This is a genomic window from Amycolatopsis sp. NPDC054798 (assembly GCF_053611505.1).
Map to the genome: position 1 here is coordinate 207,908 of NZ_JBSHAM010000001.1, position 26,708 is coordinate 234,615.

General features: G+C 66.2%; 23 protein-coding genes, 1 tRNA gene and 1 pseudogene. 13 read left to right on the top strand and 12 right to left on the bottom strand.

Translation table 11 applies throughout. The features are described from left to right. The first annotated feature begins 3 nt into the window (after positions 1-3). Both ACWGIC_RS01010 and ACWGIC_RS01015 read left to right on the top strand, forming a co-directional pair. Positions 4-2,301 (top strand): DUF2339 domain-containing protein, encoded by a 2,298-nt coding sequence (locus ACWGIC_RS01010; protein WP_452073828.1) that lies wholly within the window; start codon positions 4-6, stop codon positions 2,299-2,301. A gap of 191 nt (positions 2,302-2,492) precedes the next feature. Next, complete coding sequence (locus ACWGIC_RS01015) at positions 2,493-2,894, top strand: TIGR03667 family PPOX class F420-dependent oxidoreductase (RefSeq protein WP_452073829.1); 402 nt, start codon at positions 2,493-2,495, stop codon at positions 2,892-2,894. Positions 2,895-2,908: 14 nt separating this feature from the next. On the opposite strand, the gene ACWGIC_RS01020 is transcribed toward ACWGIC_RS01015, so the two are convergent. Then, positions 2,909-3,496 (bottom strand): superoxide dismutase, encoded by a 588-nt coding sequence (locus ACWGIC_RS01020; protein WP_452073830.1) that lies wholly within the window; start codon positions 3,494-3,496, stop codon positions 2,909-2,911. A 981-nt stretch (positions 3,497-4,477) separates the two neighbouring features. Between ACWGIC_RS01020 and ACWGIC_RS01025 the strand changes: the two genes are divergently transcribed. Both ACWGIC_RS01025 and ACWGIC_RS01030 read left to right on the top strand, forming a co-directional pair. Further along, positions 4,478-5,017, top strand: coding sequence for a DUF6328 family protein (locus ACWGIC_RS01025; RefSeq protein ID WP_452073922.1), 540 nt, complete (start codon positions 4,478-4,480; stop codon positions 5,015-5,017). A gap of 116 nt (positions 5,018-5,133) precedes the next feature. Then, positions 5,134-6,963 carry a LamG-like jellyroll fold domain-containing protein gene (locus tag ACWGIC_RS01030; protein WP_452073831.1) on the top strand — a complete coding sequence of 610 codons (1,830 nt, stop codon included), beginning with the start codon at positions 5,134-5,136 and terminating at the stop codon, positions 6,961-6,963. A gap of 1,532 nt (positions 6,964-8,495) precedes the next feature. Here ACWGIC_RS01030 and ACWGIC_RS01035 read toward each other — a convergent pair. Further along, complete coding sequence (locus tag ACWGIC_RS01035) at positions 8,496-8,993, bottom strand: Lrp/AsnC family transcriptional regulator (protein ID WP_009084674.1); 498 nt, start codon at positions 8,991-8,993, stop codon at positions 8,496-8,498. A gap of 190 nt (positions 8,994-9,183) precedes the next feature. Here ACWGIC_RS01035 and ACWGIC_RS01040 point away from each other — a divergent pair, with 190 nt between their 5' ends. Next, positions 9,184-10,710, top strand: a complete 1,527-nt coding sequence (locus ACWGIC_RS01040; RefSeq protein WP_452073832.1) for an APC family permease — start codon at positions 9,184-9,186, stop codon at positions 10,708-10,710. Here ACWGIC_RS01040 and lysA read toward each other — a convergent pair. After that, on the bottom strand, positions 10,707-12,041 hold the full coding sequence (lysA, locus tag ACWGIC_RS01045; protein ID WP_452073833.1) for a diaminopimelate decarboxylase: 1,335 nt from the start codon (positions 12,039-12,041) through the stop codon (positions 10,707-10,709). The genes ACWGIC_RS01040 and lysA overlap by 4 nt on opposite strands. 210 nt (positions 12,042-12,251) lie before the next feature. Here lysA and ACWGIC_RS01050 point away from each other — a divergent pair, with 210 nt between their 5' ends. Continuing rightward, positions 12,252-13,217 (top strand): RNA polymerase subunit sigma-70, encoded by a 966-nt coding sequence (locus tag ACWGIC_RS01050; RefSeq protein ID WP_452073834.1) that lies wholly within the window; start codon positions 12,252-12,254, stop codon positions 13,215-13,217. Between the two features lie 4 nt (positions 13,218-13,221). Here ACWGIC_RS01050 and ACWGIC_RS01055 read toward each other — a convergent pair whose 3' ends face one another. Further along, positions 13,222-14,124: a dihydrodipicolinate synthase family protein gene (locus ACWGIC_RS01055; protein ID WP_452073835.1), complete on the bottom strand. Its 903-nt coding sequence runs from the start codon at positions 14,122-14,124 to the stop codon at positions 13,222-13,224. 150 nt (positions 14,125-14,274) lie between these two features. After that, positions 14,275-15,504 (bottom strand): M20 metallopeptidase family protein, encoded by a 1,230-nt coding sequence (locus ACWGIC_RS01060; RefSeq protein ID WP_452073836.1) that lies wholly within the window; start codon positions 15,502-15,504, stop codon positions 14,275-14,277. 76 nt (positions 15,505-15,580) lie between these two features. Between ACWGIC_RS01060 and ACWGIC_RS01065 the strand changes: the two genes are divergently transcribed. The 4 genes from ACWGIC_RS01065 (at position 15,581) to ACWGIC_RS01080 (ending at position 17,522) form a co-directional block, all read left to right on the top strand. Continuing rightward, positions 15,581-16,063 carry a tRNA adenosine deaminase-associated protein gene (locus tag ACWGIC_RS01065; RefSeq protein WP_037354362.1) on the top strand — a complete coding sequence of 161 codons (483 nt, stop codon included), beginning with the start codon at positions 15,581-15,583 and terminating at the stop codon, positions 16,061-16,063. A gap of 23 nt (positions 16,064-16,086) precedes the next feature. Further along, positions 16,087-16,527 (top strand): nucleoside deaminase, encoded by a 441-nt coding sequence (locus tag ACWGIC_RS01070; protein ID WP_452073837.1) that lies wholly within the window; start codon positions 16,087-16,089, stop codon positions 16,525-16,527. 43 nt (positions 16,528-16,570) lie between these two features. Then, positions 16,571-16,660, top strand: a tRNA-Ser gene (locus ACWGIC_RS01075). Positions 16,661-16,982: 322 nt separating this feature from the next. Next, positions 16,983-17,522 (top strand): hypothetical protein, encoded by a 540-nt coding sequence (locus tag ACWGIC_RS01080; RefSeq protein ID WP_452073838.1) that lies wholly within the window; start codon positions 16,983-16,985, stop codon positions 17,520-17,522. Between the two features lie 36 nt (positions 17,523-17,558). Here the strand turns inward: ACWGIC_RS01080 and ACWGIC_RS01085 are convergent, their stop codons facing one another. From ACWGIC_RS01085 to ACWGIC_RS01095, 3 genes and pseudogenes are all read right to left on the bottom strand, one after another. After that, positions 17,559-18,431 carry an NYN domain-containing protein gene (locus ACWGIC_RS01085; RefSeq protein ID WP_452073923.1) on the bottom strand — a complete coding sequence of 291 codons (873 nt, stop codon included), beginning with the start codon at positions 18,429-18,431 and terminating at the stop codon, positions 17,559-17,561. Continuing rightward, entirely contained in the window at positions 18,428-18,691 is a 264-nt protein-coding gene (locus ACWGIC_RS01090; RefSeq protein ID WP_452073924.1) for a DUF6308 family protein, read from the bottom strand. The genes ACWGIC_RS01085 and ACWGIC_RS01090 overlap by 4 nt, the downstream gene beginning before the upstream one ends. A 46-nt stretch (positions 18,692-18,737) precedes the next feature. Continuing rightward, positions 18,738-19,142: pseudogene (locus ACWGIC_RS01095) on the bottom strand (DUF6308 family protein); the annotation flags it as partial. A gap of 628 nt (positions 19,143-19,770) precedes the next feature. Between ACWGIC_RS01095 and ACWGIC_RS01100 the strand changes: the two are divergent. Continuing rightward, on the top strand, positions 19,771-20,760 hold the full coding sequence (locus ACWGIC_RS01100) for a DNA-methyltransferase (protein WP_452073839.1): 990 nt from the start codon (positions 19,771-19,773) through the stop codon (positions 20,758-20,760). 1 nt (position 20,761) lies between these two features. Here ACWGIC_RS01100 and ACWGIC_RS01105 read toward each other — a convergent pair whose 3' ends face one another. After that, a complete protein-coding gene (locus tag ACWGIC_RS01105) occupies positions 20,762-21,688 on the bottom strand; it encodes a hypothetical protein (protein WP_452073840.1) in 927 nt (308 codons plus the stop codon). 722 nt (positions 21,689-22,410) lie between these two features. After that, the gene (locus ACWGIC_RS01110; protein WP_452073841.1) at positions 22,411-23,247 is read right to left on the bottom strand and encodes a hypothetical protein; all 837 of its coding nucleotides are present in this window, start codon (positions 23,245-23,247) and stop codon (positions 22,411-22,413) included. Positions 23,248-23,798: 551 nt separating this feature from the next. On the opposite strand from ACWGIC_RS01110, the gene ACWGIC_RS01115 reads away from it, so the two are divergent. Next, positions 23,799-24,593, top strand: a complete 795-nt coding sequence (locus ACWGIC_RS01115) for an SAM-dependent methyltransferase (protein ID WP_452073842.1) — start codon at positions 23,799-23,801, stop codon at positions 24,591-24,593. Here the strand turns inward: ACWGIC_RS01115 and ACWGIC_RS01120 are convergent. Next, positions 24,590-25,159: a hypothetical protein gene (locus ACWGIC_RS01120; RefSeq protein ID WP_452073843.1), complete on the bottom strand. Its 570-nt coding sequence runs from the start codon at positions 25,157-25,159 to the stop codon at positions 24,590-24,592. The genes ACWGIC_RS01115 and ACWGIC_RS01120 overlap by 4 nt on opposite strands. Then, complete coding sequence (locus ACWGIC_RS01125; protein WP_200862671.1) at positions 25,159-25,452, bottom strand: hypothetical protein; 294 nt, start codon at positions 25,450-25,452, stop codon at positions 25,159-25,161. The genes ACWGIC_RS01120 and ACWGIC_RS01125 overlap by 1 nt, the downstream gene beginning before the upstream one ends. Positions 25,453-25,778: 326 nt before the next feature. Between ACWGIC_RS01125 and ACWGIC_RS01130 the strand changes: the two genes are divergently transcribed. Continuing rightward, complete coding sequence (locus tag ACWGIC_RS01130) at positions 25,779-26,705, top strand: TauD/TfdA dioxygenase family protein (protein ID WP_452073844.1); 927 nt, start codon at positions 25,779-25,781, stop codon at positions 26,703-26,705. Positions 26,706-26,708: the final 3 nt, after the last annotated feature.

The following is a 26,708-nucleotide window of genomic DNA, read 5'->3' on the forward strand; positions in this document are numbered from 1 at the left end:
GGTATGACCACGGAAGCTGCAACGCTCCACCGCCTGGCCGGCGAACTGGACGACCTCGGCCGCCGCCTGACCCACGTAGGCGCCGAACTCCGCACGGTGCGCCTCCAGCCCGAACCGGCCACTGCCCAGCCCGACGAGACATCCGCTCCCGACGCAGCGGCAGACTCCCAGCCGACGCCGGGCCCTGCGGGCAGCCCCGCCGAGTCGGCAGCGTCGACAGCGTCGACCGGGGAGACGTCGCAGGCAGGCCAGGCACCGGGTGTCACCCAGCCCGTCGGCTCCGACTACTCGGCCGCGCAGGGCTCCGCCGACGTGGCAGGCTCTTCCGCTGCTCCGGGCCAAGCTGCCGCGCCTGACCAGGCCGCCGAACCTGGCCACCCTGCTCAGGGCTACCCGTCCGCTCCGGGCCACGCGCCCGCTCCGGGCCACGCGCCCGCCCCGGGCTACTCAGCCGCACAGGGTCCGTACCTGCACCCCGCCTACTCGGCCGCGCACGGGACAGCGTTCCACCCCCACCCGGGCTACTACCCGTACAACCCTTACGCAGCCCCGTATTCCGCCCACCCCATGGCCAGCACGACCCATTCAGCGCCGGATCCCGGCACCGGGCAGCTCTCAGCTGACGATGTCGCAGCCGGACAGTCCGCCGCAGCCCAGCCGGGCCACGGACAACCCGCCGACCAGTTCGCCCCCGGACCGTCAGCCCACGAACACCCGCAGGCAACTGCCCGGAGCTGGCCATACGACCAGTCGTCCTTCGCTCAGCCGCCATACGGCCAGCTGCCCTACGCGCCACTGCCCTACACCCCGTCTCCGACGCTCCGGGAGCGACTCGGTCGCGAAGGCGCCGGTTCGCGAGTGCTGGCGTGGGTCGGCGGCGCGGTGACGCTGCTCGGGGTCGTCCTGCTGCTGATTCTGGCCATCCAACGCGGCTGGCTCGGACCGTTGCCGCGAGTGGCGGTCGGCGCTGCGATCGGCGGGATCCTTGTCGGCGCGGGTGCTTGGCTGCACCGCAAACCGGCTGCGCGCACCGGAGCGTTCGCCCTTGCCGCGACTGGGATCGCGACGCTCTACCTCGACACCGTTGCTGCCACCTCCTTGTACGATTTCCTGCCGGTTCCCGCCGGGCTCGCGGTCGGCTTGGCGATCGCGGTGGGCGGCCTTTTGCTTGCGGTCAAATGGGATTCCTCTCTCTTGGCTCATGCCGTGGTGGGAGGATGCGGAGTGTGCGCGCCCCTGATCACTGGGGGCTTCACCTATGAACTCGTGACGTTCCTTCTCATGATCCAGATCGCGACCCTCCCTGTCCAGCTTCGGCGGTCATGGTGGCCACTTTCGTTTACTGCAGCCATTCCGCCCTTGACAACAGCTCTGATCGGTATCGGACTGCGCACCTTGCCGGTGTGGGCAGCGATTGCTGCTAGCGTGGTAAGCGCGGCGGCAGCCTTGATCATGTTGCGGCGCAACGGTAATGAGCCCTACTCGCTGTCCGTTCTCGCTGTTTCCCCGCTGCCGGTTCTGGCGGCTGCGCTGGTGCTGCACAAGCCGGAATCCGTGCTTCTGGCAGGCGGCGCATCGGTTGTGCTCATCGCGACCTGGATCATCGTGCGGGGGAATTCCGGTACTGTCGCGGGAATCGCTGGTCTCGTCGCTGGGATGCAGGCGACCGTCACGCAGTTCGACGGCGGAGCTGTCCTGCTCGGCGAAGCGGTAGTGCTCGCGTTCGCGGCGAAGTTCGCTCGAAACCGGTTCGCACTCGGCGGTTCTCTCGCCTTCGCGGTGATCGGCGGACTGTTCGCGCTCGGCTTGGACGTGACCCCGGCACTGCTGATCCTGCCGCATTGGCATCCGCGCGACCTTCTCCTTACCGCGCTGGCTTCCGCCGCGTTGCTCCTCGCTGCGTCGATCACGTTGCCGTGGGCGGCAATTCGGCTCAACGTCGTGAAATCAGCGAGCCTCGCCCCATGGCTGCCCGCGGGATTGTGCGCGCTCTACGGCGCTGCTGGACTGGTGCTCGCCGCGTCCATGCTCATTGCCCCTGGCCGCGTCGGCTTCCTGGTTGGCCACACGCTAGTCACGGTTTCCTGGACGGTGGCGGCGTTCGTCCTTCTCCTGCGGGGGATCGAGGTGGTCGCGTTGCGGATCACCGGGCTGGTGCTGGTCGCCGCCGCGGTGGCGAAGCTCGTGTTGTTCGACCTTGCCGCACTGGACGGTTTGGCGCGCGTGGGCGCGTTCCTCGGCGCTGGCGTGATCCTGCTTGTGGCGGGGGCGCGGTACGCGCGAGTCGTCGCGTCACGCTGAACTTGGCGAAGTCCCCCGATCCGGGGAATCGAGAATTATCCCGGTTCGGGGTTTTTCCTTTTGCGGCAACGAAAATTTGTTTCGCTGGCAGGGGTTCGAGAGGGCTTCCGGGGGCTGTGGCGCGGACCGGCGGAGCAGAACTGTCGGTGGTTCGTGGTTACCTGGGAAACCTACCGAGGAGGTATCCGATCATGACCTACACCCACGACCCGAAACTCATTGAACGCGCAGGAGAGTCCGTCGCATGGCTCACCACCGTGACGTCGAGCGGACGCCCCGCGCCGCGGCCGGTCTGGTTCGTGCTTGACGGCGAAGACATCGTCGTCTTCAGCCGGCCCGGCACAGCCAAACTTCGGCACCTCGCCGCCAACCCGGAGGTGAGTTTCCACCTGAACAGCGACGAACACGGCGGGAGCATCCTCGTCGTCAACGGACGTGCGCACGTCGACGAGGCCAAAGCCTCTGAAGCGCCTGGTTACCTGGCGAAGTATCAACGGCATTACGCAGGCATCGGGTTCGCCGATCCGGCTGCCTTCGATGCCGACTACTCCGTTCGGATCCGGATCGTGCCGGAGAAATCCTGGGGATTCTGAGAGCCGGATCCGGGTTAGAAGCCGACGTCCAGGCAGGCCAGCCGTCCACCCGCGGTTCCGGCGTGCCCGGGGTTGGTGTGGGTGTGGGTTTCGTGGATCACCACGGACTTCGCCCGCCGTCCCTCGAACGTCCAGTCCACAACGGAGGTTGCATGACCGATGCCTGAGCGGTTGGTGGTGAAGTCGAGCCAGATCTCGTTGCTCGGGTTGGCGTAGGCCGGATCCACTGACGGCTTCACCGGGTCCGGCACGTGCTGGAAGTGCCCGCCCGCGGCGTCACCGGTGGCGCCGCAGGAGTTCACATGCGCGTGTGCACCGTATTCGTGCTGCGGCGGGAGGCCGCTGATTACCAGCACGGTGGTGGTGCCGACGCGACTGGCGGACAGGGCGGAGACGTGCGCCCTGGCACCGACCGGCACGAGATCCGGGCGATAGGTGACGGCTTGACCGCCTGGCGCGTACGCCGCGAATGTGCCGTGGGCGGCGGTGACGTGCAGTGGTGAGGCCGTAATCGGTGCCGCTGCGGCGGAGGTAGCCGGGAGGCTCGTGACGGAGAGACCGGCGGCGAGGGCCGCGGAAAGGACCTTAGGGAGGAAACGCATGAAACTTCTCTAACCAGTCGGCGCGTGCGGTGCCATGTTCTCCACTCGAACGTGTGGAGGTCGCCCGGATCTCGGGACGGTCTTCTGCGCGGCCGTGAGGTGCGTTGGCGGCCGGATGGTGACGGCTTCGGGATCAGCCAGATTCCGACGTGCGCCAGGCGAGCCGAGGGCCGAGGTGGGCTCGGGTTGGGTCCGGGTGCGGGCCACGGGAGGCCGTGGCTTGGGACCGGGCGGCGGGCTGAGACGGGCCGTAGGTTCAGGTCTGAGGCGAGTCGAGGTGGGCTCGGCTTAGGTCTGGGCGTGAGTCGAGTGGCACGGGTCAGGTTTAGGCGCGGGCCGCGGGGGTTCGGGCCAGGTCTGGGATGCGGGCCGAGGTGGGCTCGGGTCAGGTCTGGGTGCGTGCCGCAGCGAGCTGTGCGTTGGGCTTGCGCGGGCCGAAGTCGAGCTGCGGGTGCGAGGCCCGTCCGGATACAGCGCGTGAGCAGTGTTTGCTGCTGGTGCCGGACGTGGAGCGGGTTGCGGAGTGCTGATGCGTTCCGGGGCACGCTCGGCGTACAAGCGCGAGCGGGCTGGATGCGGCTTGGGCGGCGGTGGCGGCGGACGTGCAGGTCGCCCGACCGGCCCGGGTGAGTTTTCGGGCGCTGACGTGGTGGGTACTTGGCAGCGTGGCAGCGTCGGACTTGCCCGGCGATGCTTCGGCGAGCACCGGTGGAGCCTGACATGCCTGATGACCCGAACAGCGCCATGGGGTTTGACGGCCGTCGCGAGGAAGCCCACGGATCGGCAGGTGTCAGCGGGCCGGTCGGGGCTGGCGGGCCGCCGGAGAGCGGTGGACTGGCGGACGTCGGCGGGCAGGCCGACGGTGACGGATCGACTGCGGATGGATCGTCTGGTGGCAGGTCGGAACAGGCCAGCGATTCGCCGCGAGGCAGCAGGCCAGCGCGAGCCAGCAGCTCGGCACAGCCAACCGGCTCGCCTGACGTGACCCAGGCCGAAGTCAACAGCCCAGTCGAGGTCAACGGCTCAGCGGAGGTTACCGACGACGTCGAGCACACGGGCGAGACGCGGAACCAGATGCTGCAGCGGAACGTCGGCGAGCTGTTGCAGGAGTTGCGGGTAGCGCAGGCGGGTGTGCAGATCCTCTTCGGCTTCCTGCTGTCGGTGGTCTTCACGGGCCGGTTCCACGACGCCAGCGGGTTCGAGAAGACGCTGCACCTGGTCGCGGTCCTGCTCACCGTCGCGGCGACGGCGTTGCTGATCGCTCCTGCGGCGTGGCATCGCATTCTGTTCCGGGCTGGGCGGCGGGAGGAGATCCTGCGGGTCGGCAACCGGGTCGTGCTCGTTGGCTTTGGGTGTCTGGCCGCGGCGATCACGGTGACCGTCGCGCTGATCGCGAAGGTCTCTTTCGGACCGGTTGCGATGGGGCTCGTCGGTGGGATGGCCGTGTTGGTGTTCGGGCTGATGTGGTTCGCGGTGCCGGGCATGCTGGTTGGCGACCGAAGGCGACGCGGCGGTCACTGAGCGATGTCGGCACCGCTGTCCTGTTCAAGACAGAAACGCCGGGGACGCGGAGCTGTTCATCGAGCCGTCGGCAATTGTTGCCGCCGCGGTCGGGGGCGGCCCGTAGCTTCCTGCTCGTGACTGACTCTTCACGGCGGAACTTCCTGCGCGGTGCCGGGATCCTCGGCGCCGGTGCGGCGGTGTCCGCGCTTCCTGGTCTGAACGGGATCGCCGCGGCTGATCCCAGTGTCGCTCGGCGGCCGGACGGTGACAGCCCGCGGTTCACGATCGCGGTCATGCCGGACACCCAGTACCTGTTCGACGAGGACCGGGGCGATTCGACGCCGGTGGACGCGTCGTTGTCGTACGTGCTGCGCCACGCACACGACGACAACGTTGTCTTCCTGGCGCACCTCGGCGACCTCACGCAAAACGGCCAGGCGCGGGAGTTCGCTGGCATCAGCCGGTCGTTCCAGATGCTCGACCGGTTCCGGTTCCCGTACAGCACGCTCGCGGGCAACCACGACATCGACGGTTCCACCGACGACCAGCGCGGCCGGACGCCGTACCTCGACGCGTTCGGGCCGCAGCGGCAGCGGAACTCCCCGACGTTCCGCGGCTCCTCAAAGGACGGCTACAACACCTACCACGTATTCCGCGCCGCCGGCCGGGAATGGCTGGTGCTCGCGATGGACTGGCGTCCGTCGGCGGGCGGGTTCGCGTGGGCGAAGCAGGTTCTCGCCCAGCACCCGCAGATGCCCGCCATCCTCACGATCCACGAGCTGGTCAACTCCGACGAGCAGGGCAAGGCGTTCCTGTCGGACTTCGGCAACCACGTCTGGGACGAGTTCGTCAACGAAAACGACCAGATCTTCCTGACCCTCAACGGTCACTACTGGCCGCCGAGCCGCCTGGTGAAGCGCAACGCCGCTGGCCACGACGTGCACCTGCACCTCACGAACTACCAGGACCGCTACTACGGCGGCAGCGGCATGATCCGGCTGTACCAGTTCGACGTCGCCCGCGGCGTGATCGACGTTCGCACCTTCTCGCCGTGGCTCGACGGCCGCCGCGACCTCACCGAACTTGAGCGCATCGAAGCCGAGCGCAGCACCGACGTCGACTACTTCAGCATCGACATCGACTTCGACCAGCGGTTCGCCGGTTTCGCGCCCGTTCCGGTGCCGCCGGCCCGCCCGGTGAAGCCGCAACTCGTGCCGGGCACCGTCGCGTACTGGCGGTTCGAGGGCGGGCGCGCGGGCGCTCCCGTTCCGGACAACGCGCTGATCAAAGATCTCTCTGGCCGCGGCAACGATCTGCGCCGCATGACCGTGCCAGGCAGCGGGCCCGCCGCGTTGACATATTCGGCGGACTTCTCGCCGCGTCAGCCGTCGCGGGCGAGCCTTCGATTCGATGGCGCGCGCAATCCTGGTCGCGGCGCGTACCTCCAGACCGTCGACAGCGCACCGATGAACGGCCTGACCTTCCAGCGCGGCTACACCGTCGAAGCGTTCGTCCGCCTGCCCGAAGACTTCCGCGACGGCACCCACGGCTGGTGCGGCATCTTCGCGCGCCTCGGCAACGGCGGCGCGGCCGGGAAGTCCGGCGACGACCCCAACGAATCGGCGGCGACGTTCAGCGTCTCGGACGGCGCGGAACTGCAGTGGGCGGTGTTCCCGTTGAACCAGAACGGGATCTCGACCAACTGGGGGCACGAGCTGCCGTTGGCGAAGTGGTGGCACGTCGCGGTCGTCAACGACGGACGGCGCAGCACGCTGTACGTCGACGGCTGCCCGCTGCTGCGCAATCCCAAGACTCCCGCGATCGGCCTGGCCAATCCGGGCGGCAGCTGGCTGGTCGGCGCCTCGTCGTACCGGGGCAAGGTGGAACGCAGCTTCTACGGCGAGATCGGCGAGGCCCGCGTGGTCGACCGGGCGCTGGCTCCGAGGGAATTTCTGCTGGGCTGATAAGCGGCGCCGATTGGCTGCTCGGCAATTGCGGTTGGTGATCGCGGTTCGCGTAAGGCGGGGGTGCTAGGGCTGTGGATCGGGGCCGGGTTGTTGGCGGAAGGCCGACGCGGAATCCGGGGTGCGCTATTCCGATTGCGCGGTGGGCAAATTCGACTAGTACGGCCGTTCGGGCGTATTAGCGAAACTGATGGCTTCGGCCAGTCGGGCTAATCGGGGAAGGGCGGTAATAGTCATCCGGGAGCAGCATCGGGGTCGCTGGCGGCGAATTCGATCAGGGGGCGCGAGTGCTGGAGCCGATCATTTTTTCCTGGCTGGCACTGTGCCGGTGAGCGAGACTCAGGCTTGCTTGCCGGGGCCGCGGCGGAATCGGTGAGCGTTCCCGTGCCGGGGACTGGGGCAAAGGAACGTCGGTGGGCGACCGGAAGCGGGCCAGCGGTGACGCTGGACCGTCGCCTGGGCCGGAGTGCCGTCCCGGCGTCGTTGCCGGGGCCGGTGGACGGTGGGGATCCCGTGCTGGCCAGCGCCGTTGCTGGACCAGCAGTGGGGATTGCGTCAGTGCCGGAACTGGTGGTGCGGCCGGAGTCTGGTGCCAGAGCGGCCGGCTGGGTCGGAACCCTGCCGTCGGAACCCTGCCGTCGGAACCCTGCCGTCGGAACCCTGCCGTCGGAACCCTGCAGTCGGAACCCTGCCGTCGGAACCAGCGCGAGCGTCGGAGCCAGTGTGGACGCTGGAGCCAGCGTGGGCACCGGAGCCAGCGTGGGCACCGGAACAAGCACTGGCAGCGGAGCCAGTGCCGGTGCCGGGTCCGGCGTCGTTGCCGGACTTCCGAAACCGGGACCTGCGGTGATGCTGGAACCGGAGCGCCGGAACCGGTCCGCGAAGCCTGACCGAACTCCGCCCGGTCTGGCCCCGAACCCGCCCGGTTCAGCCCCGAATCCGGTCGACCTGACCCGGGCGCACCAGCTGGGAACGGCAGCCCGAGGGCCGCGCCCGCGTGATCCGGTCCGAGAACCAGCTGACCCAGCCCGAGGACACCACCCCGGGACGACAACCCGAGAGTCATGCCCGCGGAGCCAGCTTGCTCCGGCCGTCGACCAGCCAACCCAGACCGGGAACGCCAGCCTGAGAACACCGGCCCGAGGGCTGCAGTCCCAGGACCGTGCCCGCCCAGGACCGTGCCCGCCCAGGACCGTGCCCGCGAACCAGGTGGTCCAGACCGGTTGCCAGCCGAGTCAGCCCGCGAGCCAGCCCGATCCAGCCCGCGAACGCCAGCCGACCGGGTGCCGGTCCGGGCGCACAGTCAGGACCCGAAACCGAACAGCCCAGCTCAAGAACCCAGCCAGGCAACCGCCCTGGCCGCGTCGCGCCGAAACCCAGCCGCGTTCCTCAGACCGAGAACCCCACCGAGAACCCAGCCTGAGCACGCCAGCCCATGAACCCCCGGCCCGTGAACTCCAGCCCACGAACCCAGCCCGTGAATCCGGCCCACGAACCCGATCGTGAACCCAGCCGCGAACCCGACCCGCGGATCAGGCGGTGAGCCTGCCCCACGAGTAATCCTGTTTCGCGAGCTTCAGGTACACGAACAGCTCCGTCGAGACGACCCCCGCGATTGGCCGTACCTCGTCGCCGAGGACGGACAGGAGGTGATCGTCGTCGCGGCACAGCAGCTCTGCCAGCAGGTCGAAGCGGCCTGAGCAGAGTGCTACCTGGTGGACGTCGGCGACCTTGGCCAGTTGCTGGGCCACTTCGCGGGCGTCTCCGTCCACCGTGATGCCGACCATGGCCCTTCGGGTCAGGTCGACGTGTTCCGGCGAGGTCACGGCGACTATCTGCACCATTTCCTCTCGCAGCAGCCGTTGTACTCGCTGCCGCACCGCGCCCTCCGAAAGACCGACCGCCTTGGCCAAAGCCGTGAACGACGCCCTGCCGTCTTCCTGTAACAGCGTGATGAGCGTCCGGTCGGTGCCGTCTAGCGCTCTCGGAGCACGGGGTTCCTCGATTTTCGTACGGTTTTCGTCACCCATGCCGTCCCTCCCTGTGTTTCGGCATGTGATTCGTCAGACGCGCAGCGTATCGGCAGGAGCCGGAGAGCAGGAGACCCTTTCCCGTTTTCTTCTCCAGATGGCGGACATGCGCACCCCGTACGCCGCTGTTCTGGCTCGGGCAAACACCGGGTACGGTCGCGGACCGCCGAACTTAAGGAGGAATATTCCAATGACCGAAGCCGTCGCCGCGCCTGTGGTGCCTGCGAAGGGGCTCCGCTCGAACGCGCTGGGGATGGTGTCCTCGACCGTGATCGGGATGTCGTCGACCGCCCCGGCCTATTCGATCGCCGCGACGCTCGGGTTCATCGTGCTCGCCGGCACGGGGTTCAAGGCCGCCGCGTTTGTGCTGCTGTCGTTCGTGCCGGTTTTGTTCGTCGCTTGTGCCTTCCGGGAACTCAACGCGGTCGAGCCCGATTGCGGCACGAACTTCGCCTGGGCCACCCGCGCGTTCGGCAGCCGTGTCGGCTGGATGACCGGCTGGGTCGTCCTGGTGGCGCAGCTGCTGGTGATGAGCAGCCAGTCCGCGGTGACCGGCCGGTACACGCTGCTGCTGTTTGGTCTAGACGACCTGGCCGGCAACCGCGCGGTGACGACTGCGATCGGGTGCGCGTGGCTGCTCGCGCTCTGCTGGCTGTGCTACCGCGGCATCGAGGTGTCCGCGCGGGCGCAGTGGATCCTCCTCGGCATCGAACTCGCCGTCCTGGTGATCTTTTCCGTCGTAGCGCTCACCCGCGTCTACAGCGGCACTGCGGGCCCGCAGGCGACCACGCCGCGGTGGGACTGGCTGTGGCCGAGCGGGGTCAGCGTCGGGACGGCGGTGTCGGCGGTGCTGCTCGCGGTCTTCATCTACTGGGGCTGGGAGAGTTCGCTTTCGGTGAACGAGGAATCGGCTGATCCGCGGCACGCGCCGGGACGGGCGGCGATCCTGTCCACTGTGCTGCTGGTGCTCAACTACCTGCTGGTGACCGTGGCTTCGCTGGCTTTCGCGGGCGTCGGCGAGCACGGGATCGGGCTGGCCAACGAGGCGAACGCCGAGGACGTGCTCGCCGGGTTGGCCGGTGCGGTGTTCGGGACGTCCGGGTTCGGCAAGGTCATGGGCGTGCTGCTGATCGTGTCGGTGCTGACCAGCGGTGCGGCCACGAGCCAGGCGACGATCATGCCGGCCGCGCGCACGACGTTGTCGATGGCCACCCACGGCGCGCTGCCCAAGGTGTTCGGCCGGGTGCATCCGAAGTACCAGACGCCGTCGGTGACCACCTGGGCGTTTGGGTTGGTGTCGCTGGCCTTGTACGTCCTGTTGGCGTTGTGGAGCCGCAATGTGCTCGCGGATTCGGTTGACGCGGTCGGGCTCACGATCGCGATCGAGTTCACGGTGACGGCGCTGGCTTGCGTGTGGGTGTTTCGCCGGACGCTGTTGTCGAGCGCGCGTAACTTCTTGCTTCGCGGCTTATTGCCGTTCGTCGGCGGCGTGTTCTTCTTGGCGGTACTGGTGCTCGCGGCGATCGCGTACGCGAAGCCTGACGCCGGAGAGACCACTGTGTTCGGTATCGGCGGCGTCGCCGTGATCGGTGTCGTGGCGATCCTCGTGGGCTTCCCGTTGATGTTCGCCGTGCAACGCGCCTGCCGTGACTTCTTCGCCGGACGACGTCTGACGCGCGGCACCGTTGCCCGCGGCGGCCAGACCATCGAAAGCTAGCAGCGGCGAAGCAAGTCCTCTTCGGTCTCGCGGCGTACGAGGAGCGTCGCGTGTCCGTCGCGGACGCCGACGAGCGGTGGGCGGCCGACGAGATTGTAGTTCGACGCCAGCGAGTGGTGGTACGCGCCGGTGCACGGTACGGCCAGCAGATCGCCGACGTGGATGTCGTCGGGCAGGCAGACGTCCGCCAGTATGTCGCCCGACTCGCAGTGTCGTCCGACCACCGTCATCGGCGTACGCGCGGCCTTCGTGCGACGGCCGACGAGACGCGCGGTGTAGCGCGCGCCGTACAGCGCAGGGCGCGGGTTGTCGCTCATGCCGCCGTCGACAGCGACGAAGGTGCGCGCGCCGCGTTTCACCGCGCACACGCGGTACACGGTGATCCCTGCCGGTCCGACGATCGCGCGGCCGGGCTCAATAGTCAGGCGCGGCAAGGGGAAGTCGTGTGACGAGCACTCGTAGCCCAGTGCTACGCGAAGGCGTCGTGCGTACCCATTGAGGTCGAACGACGCTTCACGGTCTGCGTAGGGCACTGCGTGGCCGCCGCCGAGATCCAAGTCGCGCAAAGTGATTCCATATTGGTCGCGGATACGGACAAGCACTTCGACCATCCGTCGCGCGGCTTCCTCGTAACGGTCCACACGGGACACTTGCGAGCCGATGTGGCAGTGCAGTCCGGTCAATTGCAGACTCGGCTGTGAAAGCACTGCTGCGACAGCGCGGTCGACGTTGTCGCGTACGTCGGGACGAAGCGAGAAGCCGAACTTCTGTCCTTCGGTGCCTGTCGTGATCGCAGCGTGCGTGTCGCCGCTGACGTCGGGCGTGACGCGGATGAGGACGCGTTGTGCACCGTGTGCGAGGGCGCCGAGTTGCTCTACTTCGTCGAGAGAATCGAGGACAATGCGGCCGACGCCGTACTGCAGCGCGGCTTTCAGGTCTTCAGGGGTCTTCGCGTTGCCGTGCAACAGGATGCGCTCCCCGGGAAAACCGACAGCACGCGCGACGGCGATCTCTCCAGCGGAGCACGTGTCGAGCGACAGTCCTTCTTCAGCGACCCAACGCAACACTGCCCGCGTACAGAGCGCCTTGCTCGCGAAGGCAACGTCGGCCTCCGGCAGTGCACGGCGGTACGCGCGCGCCGTTTCGCGCACCTGTTCCTCGTCGAGGAGGTAGGCGGGCGTACCGAAGCGTGCGGCCAGGTGGCTGACCGGTGCGCCGGCGAAGAGCAGCTCGCCGCCTTCGCCGAGCTTCGTGCCTTGCGGCCACAGTCCCGGTTCTAGGTGGTCGGCGGCCTCACAGCCGAGACTCGGGAGCAGCTCGCTGAGCGTCACGGTTACCTCCGGTCGATGTCGATCGCGGCGTACCCCGTCAGCACACTGCGCCGACATCGGATCGGAACGTCCCGGAAACGGGCCTCTGACGGTCCGCGCGGCCGTGCTGATGCGTTCTTAACGCGCGAGTAACGTCCGCCACACCCCGGTTGAGCTGGGCTTTGCTGAGTTTTCCGGTGTCCGGTCGTCTTATCGGACATGGTGGAACAGATGACAGACTTCGCGAGCGAGACCGAGGCGTACCGGCACGAGCTGCGGGTGCACTGCTACCGGATGCTGGGCTCGTTCGACGAGGCGGAAGACCTGGTCCAGGAGACTCTGCTGCGCGCGTGGCGCGGCCGTTCGACGTACGCGGGCCGCGCGAGCCTGCGCGCGTGGCTGTACCGGATCGCGACCAACGCGTGTCTGGACTACCTCGATGCACACCCGCGCGAGGTTTCGACGCTCGATCTGCCGGTTGCGCACGACTCCGACCTCGCGCCGCGTCCCGATGTCGCGGTGCCGTGGTTGCAGCCCGCGCCCGACAGCGCGCTTCAGCCGGACGCTGTCGTCGTCGCGCTGGAGACGGTGGAGTTGGCGTTCCTCGCAGCCATTCAGCATCTTTCGCCGCGACAGCGTGCCGCGTTGGTGCTTCGCGACGTACTCGGATGGTCTGCGAAGGAAACAGCTTCAGCACTCGGTACGACGCCTGCATCGACGAACAGCAATGTGTTGCGTGCGCGTGCCGAACTTCGGAAGCACTTGCCTACGCGACGTACGGAGTGGGCGTCGGCGTCCGTGAGCGACGAGGAGCGCGCTGTCGTCGCGAAGTACGTGAAGGCGCTCGTTGAGCATGACGAAGCGGCCTTCGCTGAACTGTTGCGCGAAGACGTGCGTTGCAGCCACGCTCCCGGAGCTGGTGGGCACATGGGATCGGAGCCGACGTGGTACGCGGGACGGGCCGCCGTGCTCGAAGGCTGGGCGCCGGCGTTGCGTGGTGGCAACGCCGCCGAGTTCCGCGTCGTCGAGACACGTGCGAACGGTCTTCCGGCGCTCGCCACGTACGTCCGCACAGCTGGAGAGCTCCGAGCCTTCGGGTTGGTGACTCTGCGCTTGGACGGCAGCCGTGTCGCGGAGGTGACGACCTTCGGCCCGGAAGTGTTCTCGGCTTTCGACCTCCCGCCGGCGCTCGCCTGACGCGCTAGGAAAGCCCCCAGGAGGACAGGATTTCGAACAGCCGGTCCCGTTCGGCGGTGGTCAGCAGCCTGCTCGGCGGCCGCACGTCGGGGCGGCACAGGCCGAGCTGGGAGAGCGCGTCCTTGACCACGCTGACGTTGTTGGCGTTGCCGTCCGCGGCGCGCATCTGCTCGAACGGGCGGATGCGGTCCCAGATCTCCATCGCGCCAGCGAAATCGTGGTTGCGCAGGCGGCGGAACAGGTCCAGCGAGATCTGCGGGGCGACGTTCACCAAGCCGGAGGTGAAGCCCGTCGCGCCGACTGCGAAGTACCCGGGGGCGGACAGCTCGGCGAGACCGGCGATCCACACGAAGCGCTCGTACCCCGCGTCGCGCGCGACGGTGCGGAAGCGCACCGGGTCCGGCACCGCGTACTTCACGCCGATCACGTTCGGCGCGGCGTCGGCGAGCTGCGCGAGGTCCGAACCCTCGATGGCGGGGTTGCGGACGTACAGGACAACCCCAAGGTCGGGCACTTCGTTCGCGATGGCGCGGTGGTAGTCGATCCAGCCCGCGCGCGATACGTACGGGTGCACGGGCTGATGGATCATCACCATGTCCGCGCCGGAAGCGCTCGCGTGCTTCGCCGCCTTCACGGCTGTACGCACGTCATGGCCGACGCCCGCGAGGACGCTCGCCTCCCGCGCGGCCTTCGCGGTCACTTCGAGACACTGTCGCGTTTCTTGCTCGTCGAGCGCGTAGAACTCGCCGGTGTTGCCGTTCGGCGTGACGACCTCGACGCCGCTCATCACGAGCCGTTCGACTAGCCGCTCGTACGTCTCGGCGTCCACTTCTCCGGCCGCGGTGAACGGGGTCACCGGGATCGCCACCACGCCGGCGAGCCGCTGTCGCTGTTTCTCGAACGCCACGAGCAGATCCGATCTGATATATGATGTCTCGTCGGACGGAGCGTAACACGAGGCTAGGCAGGACAAACGTCCTGATCTTTGGGATAAGCGTCCTAGATTGAGGCCGAAGTGAGTCGGCACGCCCTGGTGAGAGGCGTGCCGACCCGAAATTCAGCGCAGAGCGTCCAACGCGAACGCCGCGTACATGGCCACCCCGGCGGCCATCGCCGGTTCGTGGAACCTCACCCGGTTCGAGTGGTTGTCCTCGGTGGTCGCCGGGTCGGCTCCCGGCTCCCGGGCGCCGATGAACGCGAACGCGCCAGGAACGCGTTGCAGCACATACGAGAAGTCCTCCGCGCCCATGATCGGCGTGGCCAGCTCCTCGACGTTGTCCGCACCCAGCACCTCAGCACCCAGCGACAACACCTCGGCGGCCACCGACGAATCGTTGACCGTCGTCGGGTAGCCCGGGTCCACTCCGGCCGATACGCGACAGCCATGGGCGGCTCCGACCGCCTCGCACACCTTCGGCAGTTCCTCGCGGACGAAGGAGCGCGTCGACTCCGACAGGGTGCGAATGGTCCCCTCGAGCACCGCCCGCTCGGGGATGATGTTCGTCGTCGTTCCGGCTTCGATGCGGGTCACCGAGACCACCGCCGGGTCGAAGACGCTGATGCGGCGCGTGACCATCGTCTGCAGCGCGCCGACCATCGCGGCCGCGGCCGGGACCGGGTCGATGGCGTCCTGCGGGGCCGAGCCGTGCCCGCCGCGGCCGGTGACCTCGACGCTGAAGGTGTCGGCCGACGCCATCATCGGCCCGCCACGTACCTGCAGGACGCCGCTCGGGCTGTTGGCGATCGTGTGCAGGCCGAAGGCTCGCGTGACGCGCGTTCCGGCCGCGTCCAGCACTCCCTCGTGAATCATGTGCCGAGCGCCGTGGAGACCCTCCTCGCCCGGCTGGAACATGAACACCACCGAGCCCGCCAGGTCGTCGACGCGCGCCGACAGCAGCCGCGCGGCGGAGGCGAGCATCGCGACGTGCGTGTCGTGTCCGCAGGCGTGCATCGAACCGTCGATCTCGGACGAGAATTCCAAGCCGGTGTCCTCGGTGAGCGGCAACGCGTCCATGTCCGCCCGCAGCAGCACGGCCGGTCCGGGACGGGCTCCGCGCAGTACGCCGGTGAGCGACGTCGTGGAGCGGCCGTCGGTGAGTTCGATCGGCAGATCGGCCAGCGCGGCGCGGATCGCCGCCTGGGTGCGCGGCAGCTGCAAGCCCTGTTCAGGGTGCCGGTGCACAGCGCGGCGAAGCTCGACAGTGCGGTCTTGCAGCTGCCGTGCGGCCTCGAGCAGCCCGGCGTGCCGATTGCCGGGCAGGGTGGGGAGGTCGGTGGGTCCGGTCATGGCTCGATAGTGGCACCTCGCACGCTTCGGGCGCACCGTGCGTGCGCTCGCCAGCTAGGCGGAATACGGTGTGCGCATGGCGGTGCAAGAGCCGGTCACGGGCTTCGCGATAGCTGTGGTCCGTGAAGACGGTCGGTGGCGGTGCAGTGCGCTCGATTCCTCGGCGCTCACAGAACTGGATGCGGCGATCACCGAGCTGGGCAAGCTCCGGTCGACCGGAGCGGCGTTCGGCCTGCTGGCCGTCGACGACGAGTTCTTCGTGATCGTCCGGCCGAGCCCGAGGGGACCGTCGCTGCTGCTGTCGGACGCCGCGGCGGCGCTCGACTACGACATCGCGGCCGACGTCCTCGACGTGCTGCGCGTCGACCCTCCCGACGAGGACGACGACGCGGTCTGGCCCGAGGGCGATCTCGAAATACTGGCCGACCTCGGCCTGCCCGGCGGCGAGCTGGAGGTGATCGTCGGCGAGGTCGACCTCTACCCGGACGAACAGCTCCAGATGATCGCCCAGCGGTGCGGCTTCGAGGCCGAGTTCTCGAAACTGCTGGACCAGCTCTGAGACGGCCGGACGACACCGAGGCCGTGCGGGCCGCGCTGGACGCGGCCCGCGCCCCTGGTGCCGACGTGCCCATCGGCGCGGTCGTCTTCGACCCCGACGGGCGACCGCTGGCCGCGGCCCGCAACGCACGCGTCGAGCTGGCCGACCCCACCGCACACGCTGAAGTCCTCGCACTGCGAGCGGCGGCACGCGAGTTCGGCGACGGCTGGCGGCTCGAAGGCTGCACGCTCGCGGTCACGCTGGAGCCATGCACTATGTGCGCGGGCGCGCTCGTGCTCGCCCGCGTCGCCCGGCTGGTGTTCGGGGCCTGGGAGCCCAAGACGGGCGCGGTGTCGTCGCTGTGGGACGTCGTACGCGACCGCCGCCTCAACCACCGGCCGGAAGTCCACGGCGGCGTGCTCGAAAGAGACTGCGCCGCGCTGCTCGAGGCGTACTTCGCCGACCGTCGGCCCGGGGGCGAGTAACCCCCGCCGCAAGCCGCGGAGGGGGTCCGGTATTGTTCTCGGCGGTGGCGTGTCCGAGCGGCCGAAGGAGCACGACTCGAAATCGTGTGACGGTTAATCCCGTCCGTGGGTTCAAATCCCACCGCCACCGCCATAGGGGCAACGTTCAAACCCCCGGTTGAAATCACTCGGCCGGGGGTTTGGTCGTCTGTCGGGTCGTTTGACCGGCCCAGGGCACCCGCCGACAAGAACACGGTGACATCGTTCGATTCGTCCTCGCGATCATCCGTCTCGGCGGAACCCGCCTTGGATGTCTCAAGGCTGACCGCAAGCGAGAGCACGCGCAGGCTGGCGAACGGCTCGCTGACCTCGGCTCGCGCGACGGAGGCGTTCTCGTCGACGTAGAGCTTCTCGAAGAAGCCCTGATTCAGCTGCCGACGGAGCGCGGGCTTCGCTGCGGCGTAAAGCTTTGTGCAGTGGCTGGCGACGTAGAGAGCGCGGTCGAGTTGATCGTTCAGGTCTTCGAGGCTGGTCTCGTTCTCGGCCAGCTGTGCGTGGGCGTTGCCGAGCTCGATCGTCAGGCGCTGCATCTCCCGCTTGAGCAGAATCTTCGGGGATGGCATCGCGGTACAGCGCCGACAGGAGTTTTGACGCTGCTCTTCGGCGTCCTGGATGCGGCGACGAGCGCGCCGTTTCTCGATGTCGGCCACCGCCTGGAGCCGGACGAACTCAGCGCTCACACCGGCTCGAATCCATTCCGTCTGCTCTGCTTTGAGCTGGAAGCGCCGGTAGACGTCCTCGACACCCACTTCGACAGCAGCGACCGGTACAGCCTTGCGCTTGCAGTCGTTACGCTTGCGGTACCACCCGAGGCACATGAAGTAGTCGTAGGTGCCGCTGCGGCCGTGGTTGCGGCTGAAGAGCAGCCGGGAGCTGTAGCTGCTGCTGTAGATCGAGCTCTTGAGGTAGTGGGGCATGCACCGTGGACTTCTCCCCGGCGAAGTTATGAGCCTTGAGCATGTCCTTGACGCGGAGCCACGTCTGCAGGTCGGTCAGCGGCTCGTGCGTTCCTTCGTAGTAAGCGCCCTGGAACGGCACGATGCCGGTGTAGTACGGGTGGTCAGGATCGTGTAGAGCCCGTTATTGCTCAGCAGCCGTCCGTTGCTGTTCGTCATGCCCTTCGCGTCCAGGGCATCGAGCAACCTGATGACTGACCACTCGCCACCGGCGTACTCCTCGAACGCCCAGCTCACGAGCGGTCCGCGGACCGGGTCGACTTCGACCCAGCGTATATCAGCAACGCCCTCGAACCGGCGCTTGTTGAGGTAGCCGACCGGCGCCCGGTATGGCGTTCCGCCAGCTCGAGTTTTCTCGCTGAAGCCCTTGATGACCTCCTGGGCCAGGTTGTCTGAATAGAGCTGGGCCAGGCCAGCCTGGATGGTGTAGTTGAACCGCCCCTGCGGGGAGTCGTCGATGAGATCGACTACCGAAATGAGCCGGCCAACACCGACAACGTGCTTGCCGAACTCACGTAGTCGTTGCACGAGTGGGGAGTAGTCGCTGCCGCCGGCGACGAGCAGGTAGGTCCCGATGTCCGGATGGGTAATCAGAGTTTCCATGGCGTCGACGGCGAGTCGGATGTCGGCAGCGTTCTTCTGCTGGATGCCGAAGCGGTGCAGTTGGATGAGGTCGACGCCGTTCATAGCCAGGTCTTGCTGGTACTTCCCGAATTGTGGTTTCGCCCAGTCAGCGTAGGCGCGGCGGATGGAGGCGTTGCCGTAGTCCCGGCAGACCAGCTCAAGGGCAGCGTAGGGGACAGGGTTGTCCTGGTCGGGCAGGCTGTTCGCAGCACCGATCGCCAGGTTTTCGAAGTCGATGAAGACGGCTGCCTGGTCGGTGTTGCCAGGTATGGTCACTGTGGTCATGCGGGAGCTCCTTCGTCGACGGTTTCTGTGCCGGTATTGCCCGTGGCTCGCATCCACAAGATCACGTCGAGGCAGCGCAGCAGACTGATGTCCTTGATGCCGCCGGCCTGGTCGCGCAGCTTGGCGACGGCGTCGGCTCGTCGTGAGTCGGCCTGGAACCAGGTCCACAGGCAGGCCCAGACGCTCCCAGGAGCCTCGAGTACGGCTTTGACCTGGCTGTCGTAGACCGGCAGCAGATGGGGGCGCTTCCGAGTCAGCAGCTTGTTGGCCGTGACCCACCGGGTCCTTGCCGCCGCAGCGCTTGAACAGCCACCACAACCTGCTGGCCGGCGAACCGGGTGCGTACGTCGTCCATGGTGCCTCGTGCATCGCGAGGTTGGCCGGAATCTGCTCGAGCAATTCGGTGATCTCGGCCGTGTAGGTGATCGTCGTGTCGATGGCGACGTTCGCTAGGCCCGTGATGCTCAGGAAGTTGAGCGCCAGTACGTCGGCTTCGGTGACCGTGTCGGCGATGCCCGGCCGGTCGCCGCCGCCGGCGAACCGTTCGAACCAGCGGCCCGTGTAGCGAGGCCGGGCGGTGCCCTCATTGAAGTACCGCGTGAGCGCGTCGACCGCGGCTGTCCGGCCGTTGCCAAGGAAATGGAGGTCCAGCAGCTCGTGCTGGGACGCGTAGTCGCTGGAAAGGGGTAGTCCGCTGGCATTGACCCGCACGGCACCCCTTCCCGCAGCCTCAGTGCCTGGACCTGAGGTCGCTTCGGAAGTCGACCGTGTTACGCGTTTCGCCCGCCGCAACGATCGCCGGAGACGCAATTTGAGGGAGCCCTACATCGGCTGGAAGGTGGCGATATCGCCACACCGCGAAGCCGGAGCCAACCGTAGCGAGCGTGAGGACGGCTCCCAGCATCCAGGCCCAGACGGCCGTCATCGAGATGGCCAAGTAGACCTGCATGCCAGCGACGACGGCATACGTGACGGCGAGCGCCCCGCCATGTGACCTGACGTTGCATCATGCACCTCCCCAGTTGCGGCGATACAGGTAAGTCGCTCCGAACGGCAGGTCGGTTACGCGAGCTTTCTGTCTCAGATTCGCGGTTAGCTGTCTTTGGTCTTCCCCTTGCGTGGTACATGCTGCGGGCTGCTTTCTCGACGAGCTCTGGCTCCACAGCGGATCTAGGATGACTTGTTACTACTCTGCGTAACGAAGGCCTCGCTAGGATGTTGTTTCTGCAAGTCGGAGGGGGTGAGATGAGCGGCGCGGCGTGTCGCGCAAAGGAAGGGGAGGCCGTGGGATACACTCATACTTGTTCTCTGTCGGGATTTCGCGCGTAAAGGGTGAGTCATGGGTGAAAATGAGAAGATAAGCCCACCCCTGCGTGAGAGAGTCGCAGAGGTCCATGAAGGCGACGCTTACGATCTTATGGGAAAGCTTCCGCCGGAGTCAGTTGATCTGATGATTACCTCTCCACCCTATTGGGGACTCCGCACGTATGGGTTAGAGCATAACGAGGAGATTCTCCAGGAGTGGGTCGCGGAAGGGGAGAGCAAAGAGACTCCGCCGCCGTATGACTGGTACCGTTTGCACGGTGGCTGTCTTGGCATGGAGCCGCTTCCCGAATGGTACGTCAGTAATTTAACCGAGATATTTCAGCGAGGTGCGCCTGCGCTAAAGCCTGGCGGTAGCGTCTGGGTCAATATCGGTGACACCTATTTCGCCAGGTGGTCAAGTATTCGCTTCAATGGTCGGCAGGGTTTGGGCGGCAACCCGCGGGGTCGGCGAAAGACACCGATGGGGGGCTTCCGGCAAGAGAAGCAGTTGTTGCTTATTCCGGCACGATTTGCTATTTCTATGCAGGAGCATCGTTGGATTCTTCGCAACGACGTCATTTGGGAGAAGCGCAATGTGCCTCCGCGTCCGGAAAAGGATCGACTTCGGCTAGCACACGAGCACTTCTTCCACTTCGTAAAAAGGCCGAAAGAGGGGCGAGCAAAGTACTATTACAATATTGACGCCGTGGAGCCAGGTGCCCGCGATGTTGTTCGAGTTAATGTAAAATCCGGGTCAGACGGCCATTCGGCTACGTTTCCGATCGACCTTATCGAGCCGCGGATCTTGAGCTCATGTCCGCCTGGAGGGCTGGTGCTAGATCCTTTCTGTGGCACTGGCCGCTCACTCGCTGTTGCCGTAAACACTGGAAGGCGAGCAGTTGGCTTCGAGATAACAGCTAATTTCTCAAAGTCTGCTCGTGCAAATGTCAGAGACCCTCGACGAGCTTTTGCTTCGCAGGATGACGACATCCTAGATGATACGGTCTCGTCATACTTATTTTGATCTATATCTCGGGAAAGAGTTGGACCTGTTCTGGGTCAACTCTAACCTTTTTCTTGACGCGCTGAATGAAATCGTCTCGAAGTACGGTACTAGTGTTGCTGGTAAACATAGCCTCAATGTACGACTCATAGGAAGTGCGTACGACGGTCGACAAGTCGAGGCGATGTTGGCCTTCTGGTGTTATTGTGCCGTCGTAGTCGAAGCCGGCGAACGTGATATCCCACGGGTCGCCTGTTGTAGGTTCGAATTTCACTCGATTTCGCAGCTGGTTCAAAATAGTGCCCTGCATGACGACATACAATGGAACATTGACCTGCCGAAGGTATGCACCCTTTTCGGCTACTTGTGTCGCGAGTCGCTTATACACATTTCCTGTGTTGACGCCATAGTCGACAGTGTCTCGTCGATTCTTGCTCTGGGCTTCAGCTGTGAAATATTGGCGCCAATTATCGGTGTCGTTATTTTCCCAGGCGTCCCACGCTGGCCCAACGCCGCCTCCGCGCAAATCAATCGCCTGAGTCTCGATGGCGATGAGATCTACACCATTTTCGGCATCGGCGTCTTCGCTGAACGCGACGTAGTCAATGTTGAGTTTCGGTTGTGCTGTCACTGTCACTTCTGGGACAAGTATAGCTTCTCGCGTCCCAAAATGATCCTGAACCGCCCAGTTCACAGGTTCCCCGTCGAGGCGGTGGTCACAGACGGCGTAGGTACGCTGATTGCCTTCGTCCCAGCTAGCCGCGTAGGTAACAGAGCAGTACCCGTACCCGTACTGGCGCTTCTTTTCGCACGCAGTGCCCGAAAAGGGGCAGGCCTCGGCTGCCCATGCGAGCTGCGCGGCTCGAGTATTGCTGTCATAGGGGAAGCCGTAGGCTTCGACGATGGGAAAAACAGTGCCGCGCTGTCCTCGACCTCTACCGTTCGTCACGCGTCCGAGTATAGCAAGTTGTGGCAACGCTGTAGTCTAGTTTATAGGCTGGATCTACGTTGGTCGGTGAGGTTGGGCGTCGGTCGGCCTCGTGGATGCCGGATTCTCATGTCGTTCCGCTCGCCGCTGTTCTTCGAGTATTGCCTTAACCGGTTCGAAGATCGATTCGATATGTGCTCATCGGCGATCGAAACCGCGATCAATGTCGGTATTTACCCAGTATCGTCGTAGTGTTATGTAGTTCCAAAACGGCAGCGAGGAGGATCGATTTCTAGCTGCCGTAGAACGGACCGAAACGCTCGCAGAACGAGCGATATGTCGTCGTCTGACGAGTATATAAAGTGCCCGATCTGGCGTATGCTAAAAAGTTGCTCTGCGGAAGATGCAGTAGATCAAAGGCGTCGTCGAGTGCATCTCTGTTCTCAACTGGACCACGCCGCAGGCTCTCGACTAGCGCTGCGTTAAGAGCTCTGCGTTGCTCTCCCCAATAATTATCCGGCATCCCTGATCATCTTGAAGAAGTCGCGCTCGCTCTCAGGTTACATCTTAATATGCTACACTGACGTGGTCCATACCCAATCGGTCGATAGTTATCGGTTCAGCCGTATCGCCTTCGTGAATGACGTTGATAACACTGCATGAGTTCATCGGCTAGACTGGCTGACGACGGACGTTGACTACGAGTTGTTCTCAGCGTAGGTTCCTTACCGTGGGCGATGGCATTATTTCAAGATTGGTTCATTCGAAATTATCTTGAGCCCGATGATCGTGAGCAGGTGGTTGCAGCAGTCATTAAGCTTGCGTTGCCAATTTAGTGGCTCGTACATTCCAGGAGGCCCGTCTGCCGCCATCAGTGCTTGATCTTGCTCGTAGTGTTGACTGGCAATGAGGTGTTGCTGGCGAGCTTCAAGAAACTGTTCGTCTGTGACTCGGCCAGCGGCGGTTGCTTCGATCGTGGAGAGCCTGGCGTTGATCAGTGTGACAACCGAGTCAGTACGAAGCGGTGCCGTTGGGTGGCCCGCCTCCCTCCGTCGGGGGCCGGTCGGCTCGAAGACGGCCCGCACCGCGAGATCGAGCCCCTCTAGGTCGCCGCCGCCTGTGTAGGCGATGTCAGCGAGCGTGGCAAGCAGGTTGTCTCGGGCTGTCCGCGTTGCCCCCGGGTGGTCGAGCTGAATCAAGACGGCTCGGGCGCTTGCCCTTGCTCGTTGCATGCTCATCCTGGGATCGCCAAGCCAGGTGGTGAATGCCCGGCGAGCCTGGCATAGCGGCACGTACTCTTCGCCCCAGTGCATCCAGACGAAGACTGGAAGGCGCGCCAGGCTGGCGATCGTCTTCGCTTCGGCTCGCTTGCCTAGAAGTGTTAAGAACAGGTCGCGCTGGTTAGCGGCGTACAGAGCTGGCCTTGAACCGTGGCCCTTGCCGGCGGGGCGCCGCTTCGGACTGTCCAGTAGACCGCGCTCCGTCCAGTCTCGGACCAGGCGTTTTGCTGCTGGGTGGCCCGCTGCCCAGGCTGCTTCGACCAGGCCAGTGATCGTTACACCTTCTGTGGTGTCGGCCATCTCTGGAGATTACACCAGTTCGGCCCGCCTGAGCTCCTGGACAGCCCTGGGAGCTAGGCAGACGATGATACATAGCACGTCGAAAGTGCCTGGTTGATTTGATGAGGGGGGTCCGAGATGCATTTCTCAGGTGGCGAGTGGCGCAAGTGGTTCACTTTGGCTATAGCGCTCGGCTCGCTCGGTCTGTTGCCACAAGGCTGGCAGAAGGGTGTTGCGGTGGCTGGTGCTGTCGTCCTGTTGATCGAGGCGGTCTCGGGGTAGGCCTGCGCGACGATCGGATGCGACGGCGTGTGAACCGTGTCACTCACCGGGTAGTGAGATTAGATTCAGTAGTCGCTGAATTTCTGGCCTTGGGTTTGAAAGACATCCCCGCAGGCCCGCTCGCAGGTGGGCGGGCCATGTCGACGGAAAGCGTCGACGCAGCCCGCTCGCTTTGTTTCTAGGGGTGCAACCCCCAGACCCCGCCCGGAGGGGCTTCGCCCCCCGGACCCCCCGAGGGGGTGGGTTGCGTTGGGCCGTGATGGCGGCGGGTTGCGAAGTAGCGTGGGTTTATGAATGGAGAGTTGCCGCCGGTTGGCAAGACCGCGGTGGGGGTTGCTGGGCTTCGCGCGTTGGAGAGCGGGCGGCCGGATCGGCTGTTCGAGGATCCGTATGCGGGCGCGTTCTTCCATGCTGGGCGGGCGATCTTCGAGGGGCAGGAGCGGGACCGCCGGCTCGGGATGGTGTTCGCGCAGCAGGTCGCCGTTCGTACCCGGTTCTTCGATGACTTCGTTGCTGGTGGGACGCAGACGGTGCTTCTGGCGGCGGGGCTTGATGCTCGCGCCTACCGGCTCGACTGGCCGGACGGGGCGCGAGTGTTCGAGGTCGACCTGCCGGATGTGCTCGCGTTCAAGGAATCCGTGCTGTCCGAGCAAGGGGCGCGGCCTCGGTGTGAGCGCACGGCGGTCCCGGTGGATTTGCGTGAGGACTGGGCTGCTGCGGTGAAAAAGGCGGGCTTCGAACCGGGACGGCCGACTGTCTGGCTTGCCGAGGGACTGCTCGTCTACCTCAGCCGGGACGAGGCGGAGCGGCTGCTCACGGACGTCACCGGGTTGTCCGCGCCGGGCAGCCGGATTTCGTTCGAGCATCGGCCCGACGGCGAGCAGGACGGGTTGCTGGAGCTGGCGCGCAAGTCGGGTGCCGAAGTCACCGCCCTTTGGCGCGGCGGGCTCGGCGGGGACGCCCCGGAGTGGCTCGCGGCGCACGGCTGGCGGCCGGAAACCGTTACGGTCGCGGAACTTTCCGTCCGGTACGGCCGCGAGCCGCTGGACAACACGCGCGGCGGATTCGTCACCGCGACGCGTTAGTTCTCGTCCTGCAGCACCGGGGTTCCGAAAGCGTCGAGGAAAGTCGTTGCCTCTCCTATGGTCGCGACGCCGTGCGCGACCGCGTCCGCGATGGTCCGGCACGCCTCCCGCACCGCTGGCTCCGCGGACCGGTCGCCCGCCAGCAGCGCGACGGCCGCCGGGGACACTCCTTCGGCGATCTGCATGACCCGAGCCGCGGTCTGATCTGCCAGCCGGTCAAGCAAATCCGCGAGATCCAAGCCGACCGACGCGGTGCGCGCGGCGGCTTCGGCGGCCTGCCGGTAGTGCGCGTCCAGTTCGTCGGCGCTGCCCCGGAACCGCGCGGCCGGTTCGCCGCCCCATTTGCGTTCCGCGCTGTGCGCCCCGCGTTCGAACTCCAGCCGCGCCATCACCAACACGTCACGGCCGCTGGAGAGCGTGCGTGCCGATTCGCGGATCGTCTGCGGGGAACAGTCGATCTGACGCAGTGCGGTGACCGGGTCCGGGGCGCCGATCGCGGCGGCCGCGGCACTCAGCGAAGCCAGCCCGGCGGCCGCGTTTTCCAGCGCCGGGTGGAGGAACGGCATCAACTCAGCAGCGCCGTCGCGATCGTCGGGCGCTGGTGGTGGCCGCGGGCGGCCATCCGCAACTGACCGGCGAGATCGGACGTCGCGTCGCCGAGCATGCGCGCGTCGACGTCCCGCGCGGCGAGCGCGGCCTCCCACCGGGCGGCGATTTCCCGTGCTGGCGCGGAAATACCCCACGGCGTCGACTCGAGACGGGCTTCGGAGAACCGGCCAGCCGCACGGTCCGCGTCGGCAGCCGCTCGATCGAGCGCGTCCGCGGCGGCGTTGAGCCGCTCGCTCGTCGAACCTGCCATCGGGACCTCCGCTTCCGGGAGGGCGCGAACCGCGGCCCGCCACCCTCTGGGGGAGATCTAACCCCATCGAGGTCGCCCGGGTCACTCGGCCGGGCGTGCGACGATTCCACATCGTGGGGATCCTTGACTGGCCGCTCCATACCCCGCCAGAATTGGACTCATGCCAGAGAACCGGGAAGTGCCGCTAGCCGGCCGTGCCCCGGCGCGGTCGGACGGCGAGGGCGTCGCCGCCCTCCTGAGGCGTCGCGGTCGTCTCGGCTCTCCTCCCGCATAGGCGATTTTCCGCTGTCGCAGCCGAATTCACCTATTCTTCCGGGAGCACCGCTATGTCTGTAGACCTGCCTGCCCGCCTGCGCTCGTCCGTCACGCCGGACGACGGGATCCTCGAAGGCCCGCGCGTGCTGCGCAGCCTTCCGGACGGCGTTGAAGAACGCCCCTACGAACTTTTCACCCTTCGCCCGCTCGGACGGGTGATCGGGGCGGAAATCTCCCGAGTGGACCTCGGCGCGCCGGTGTCGCCGCGACTGCGCGCCGAGCTGAACCGCGCGCTGCTGGAGTGGAAGGTGCTGTTCTTCCGGGACCAGCACATCACCTCGCAGCAGCAGCGCGCGTTCGCCGCGAACTGGGGCGAGCTGGAAACCAACCCGTTCATCCCGCAGGGCGATTCCGATCAGGTCGTGCGATTCACCCGCACCGCCGGGATGCCCGGATACGAAAACATCTGGCACACCGACGTCACCTGGCGGCCGAATCCGGCGCTCGGCTCGGTGCTGCGGCTGGTCGAGGTCCCGCCGATCGGCGGCGACACGATGTGGGCGGACATGGCCGCCGCCTACGACAACCTGCCCGCCGAGGTCCGCGAGCGGATCGACGGCCTCACCGCGGTGCACGACTTCGTCCCCGGTTTCGACCGGTTCACCGACCCGGACCTGCTGGCCCAGTGGCAGGACGCGTATCCGCCGGTCGAACACCCGGTGGTGCGGACCCATCCGGAGACCGGACGGCGGACGTTGTTCGTGAACCAGGCGTTCACCACGCACCTCGTCGGCCTCGACCGCGCCGAAAGCGACCGGCTGCTGCGGTATTTGTTCCTGCAGGCGCACACGCCGGAATTCCAGGTGCGCTTCCGCTGGGAGCCGGATTCGGTGGCGTTCTGGGACAACCGGGCGACCCAGCACTACGCGGTGAACGACTACCACCCGCACGTCCGGATCGCCGAGCGCGTCGCGATCGTCGGGGACCGGCCGTACTGACCT